This is a genomic window from Candidatus Methylomirabilota bacterium (genome assembly GCA_036005065.1).
In the GTDB taxonomy this organism is placed as follows: Bacteria; Methylomirabilota; Methylomirabilia; order Rokubacteriales; family DASRDR01; genus DASYQW01.
The window spans coordinates 1-3,652 of sequence record DASYQW010000122.1; the positions used below are offsets into that span (position 1 = coordinate 1).

The following is a 3,652-nucleotide window of genomic DNA, read 5'->3' on the forward strand; positions in this document are numbered from 1 at the left end:
CAAATCGGAATTACTAGTCCCCAGCGCCCAAGTGTCCACCAGATGACACAGGCCCGCGACGGCGAATTCGGTGCGGCCGGTCACCACGGTCCTGGTACCGAGGTCCGGGTCCGCTCGGCGGGCTACCATGGCGGCCCGCCCCGACTCGAGGCTCTTCGTGCCACCCACGTCCGCCCGACAACCTGGCCTCCCCGCCGCGCCGCCTGCGCCCATCCGGACCCAGGTTCGGGCGGCGATCGAGCGCGCCTGGCAGCGGGCGATCCAGGCGGGCGCGCTGCCGGCGCTTCCGGACGGGTCACCGGTCATCGACGTCGAGGTCGCCCGTCCCGCGCATCCGGAGTACGGTGACCTGGCGACGAACCTGGCCATGAAGCTGGCTCGGCCCTATCGCCGTCCGCCGCTCGCCATCGCCCAGGCACTCGCCGACGAGCTCGTCCGCGACGAGTCGCCGCGGGACAGGTTCCCCCTGGTCGCGGAGGCCAGCGTGGCGGCGCCCGGATTCCTCAACCTGCGGCTGGCCGACGACGCGCTGGAGCGGACGATCGGCGCGATTCTCGCCGCCCCCGGCGAATGGGGCCGAATCCTGGTGCCCCGGCCCCAGCGGATCAACGTCGAGTTCGTGTCGGCCAACCCGACCGGCCCGCTCCACATCGGCAACGCTCGTGGCGCCTTCGTGGGCGACCTCCTGTGCCGTGTCCTGGAGGCGGGCGGACACAGCGTCTCCCGCGAGTACTACTTCAACGACTTCAACGCCCAGGTCCGCAATCTGGGCCTCTCCGTCCTGGCGGTTCGGCTCGGCCGGCCAATCCCCGATGACGGCTATCGCGGTGCGTACGTGGAGGACCTTGCCGCCGAGGTGCCTGACGCGCTCTGGGAGCAGGCGACGGCTGACGGTGCGGATCCCGGAGCGGTGCTCGGGCCCTGGGCGGCGGAGCGCTGCCGAGCCGGGATCGAGGCCAGCCTGGAACGCCTCGGGGTCCGCTTCGATGTCTGGAAGAGCGAGGGCTCGCTGCATCGCGAGGGCTGGGTCGACCGGGCGATCGACCGCCTGCGGGCCGGCGGCCACCTCTACGAGAAGGACGGCGCCCTGTGGTTCCGCTCCACGGCGTTCGGCGATGACAAGGACCGGGTCGTTCGCCGGTCCAGCGGCGAGGTGACGTACTTCGGGTCGGACATCGGCTACGTGGCGGAGAAGTTCAGCCGAGGCTTCGACCATCTCGTCTACATCTGGGGCGCCGACCACCACGGGACCGTGGCCCGCCTGCGCAACGCCGCCGAGGCGATGGGCTATGACCGGGAGGCCGTCGAGATGATCCTCATCGCCTGGGTTCGCTTCGTCCGTGAAGGCCGCGAGATCTCGATGAGCAAGCGATCCGGCGAGTTCATCACCCTCGACGAGCTGCTCGAGGAGATCGGGGTCGACGCCGCCCGCTGGTTCTTCGGCTCGCGGGGACACACCAGCGGCATCGACTTCGACATCGAGCTGGCCAAGAAGCAGTCATCGGAGAACCCGGTCTATTACGTCCAGTACGCGCACGCCCGGATCGCCTCGATCCTGCGGAAGGCGGCCGCCGCCGGCCTGGCACCCGGCGAGAGCGTGACCGGGGGCCTGTCGGGTACGCCGGAGGCCAGCCTCGTCCGGGAGGTCGTTCGGTTTCCCGAGGTCGTGGAGGACGCGGTGGCGGCCAAGGAGACCCAGGGCGTGACGGCTTTCGCCACCGACCTGGCCACCGCCTTCCACGCCTTCTATCGCGACGCCCGGGTGGTCGATGAAGCCGAGCCCGAGCGATCGCGCCGCCGGCTGGCCCTCGTGCAGGCGACGAGGATCACGCTGGCCAATGCGTTGGGCCTGTTGGGGATCTCCGCGCCAGAGTCGATGTAGGTTGGCGTCAGCCGGCCAGGCCGCTCTTGAGCCGGTCGATGGTGACCGAGTCGCTCGCCACGAAGAAGGTGACCCGGTTGGCGGCGCCCTCGACGAGGGCCGTCTTGCCCGACATGGCCTGGAGCGCGGTGCGGGCCGCAGCGGCGAACTCGGATGCGTCGGCCGCGGTGTCCCACGTGGTCTGGACCGCGATCCCGAACGTCGAGCCGTTGGAGACCAGCACGAGACGGTCGCCGCCCCATCCAGCAGCTGCCGCGGAGGCGACGTCCACGGACACGCCTCCTCCTCCCGACAGCCATTCCGCAAGGCCGAACTCGCCCATCGTGTCCTGCATGTCCACGCGCCAGCCAGCCCCGAGGCGGGAGGCGAGATCGCCGGGGACCTCGATCGTTGCCGCCGCCTCATGAGCCACGTATTTCTCGGGATGCATGATCTGCTCGGTCGAGTCGGGCGGCGTGGCGTACGCGGCATCGACGGCCGCCCAGCCACCGGTCGCCCATAACCCCTGCACGAAGGCCAGCCCGCGGGTATAGGGGAAGAGGAGCTGATCCCGCAGGATCGGCGGCATCGACGCGAGGGCGGCATTCTGGGCCGGATCGACCGACGTCTGCAGCAGCTGCAGCATCTGGACCGGCGTGAAGTGCGCCTGTGCCCAGTCGGACATGAGGAGGGTCGCGTCTCCTTCGGCCAGGGAGAGCCGGGCCAGCGAGCGATCGCTCTGGTCCGGCACGGCCGTACCGAGCTTCTTGAGGCCGAAGGTTTGATCCTGCAGGGCGTGGTCGAACTCGTGGGCGAAGGTCACCTGCTCGGCGGGGCCCAGGCCACCGGAGCGCGACACCACGAACAGCGCCTTCTCATCAGGGTCGTAGAAGCCGGCCACCTGCGAGTCGAGCAGCTTGAGATAGAGCTCCTTGAGGGAGGCGTCCGCGGGCAGCATGCCGAGCGCGCGGTAGAGCCGCTCCGTGGCCGCGATGAGCGCGGGCGGGTTGTCGCGGTCGAAATGCTGCCGGAGCGAGGCCATCAGCCCGGCCTCGTCGAGGACTTTGGGCTGGACGGGCGCCTTGGCGGCCAGGCCCCGGATCATCTGGACCTGCTGCTCGATCCGGGCGTACACCACGGCCGGGTCTTCCGGCGTTGGCGTCGGGCCGGGTGAGTAGAGCGGCAGCGTCTGGCCGGGCGGCTCGCCGAGCGTCGGTGAGCCCCCGGGCGTGGAGACGGCGGGCCCGCACCCCACGGCCAGCAGCAGGGCGATCGGCAGCAGCGCGATCCGCAGCGGGAGCTGCGACCGTGGGCGGGTCATGGCTGGATGTTCCCATACCCGCTCGCCGGGCGCCCAAAGCCAGACCGCAACCCGTTCGTGTGCGTTTCTTAATCGGTTGACCGCTTGAGGCGCAACGACACGACCCTAGTGTGGACGTCGGAACCCCTCCAACGTTCCACCCTCCCTCCCTCCGACGGGGAGCGCCGATTGGGCAGGCGCTCCCCGTCCTCGCGTCCGCGCCCATTGCCGGCGGCGCCGGGGCGTGAGGCATCGCCGACGCCGGGGCGTGAGGCATCGGAGCGGCGGCGAAGCTGCATGTGTCAGAATCGCCAGCCATGGAGCTGACCTGGTACGGGCGGACCTGCATTCGCCTCCGTGGACGCGACGCGGTGGTCGTGGCCGACCCCTATCCGGCGGTCGTGGGTCCGACCGGGCGCGGCATCACCGGCGAGGTCGTCACCTACAGCCACCCCGACGACGCGCCGCCAAGCAGGACGCGGGCAAAGGGG

General features: G+C 70.6%; 2 protein-coding genes. One reads left to right on the plus strand and one right to left on the minus strand.

Annotated elements, in window-relative coordinates:
- Positions 1-157: 157 nt before the first annotated feature.
- Entirely contained in the window at positions 158-1,882 is a 1,725-nt protein-coding gene (gene argS / locus VGW35_08865) for an arginine--tRNA ligase (GenBank protein ID HEV8307767.1), read from the plus strand.
- 7 nt (positions 1,883-1,889) lie between these two features.
- Here the strand turns inward: argS and VGW35_08870 are convergent, their stop codons facing one another.
- Positions 1,890-3,182 (minus strand): hypothetical protein, encoded by a 1,293-nt coding sequence (locus VGW35_08870; protein ID HEV8307768.1) that lies wholly within the window; start codon positions 3,180-3,182, stop codon positions 1,890-1,892.
- Between the last annotated feature and the right edge of the window lie 470 nt (positions 3,183-3,652).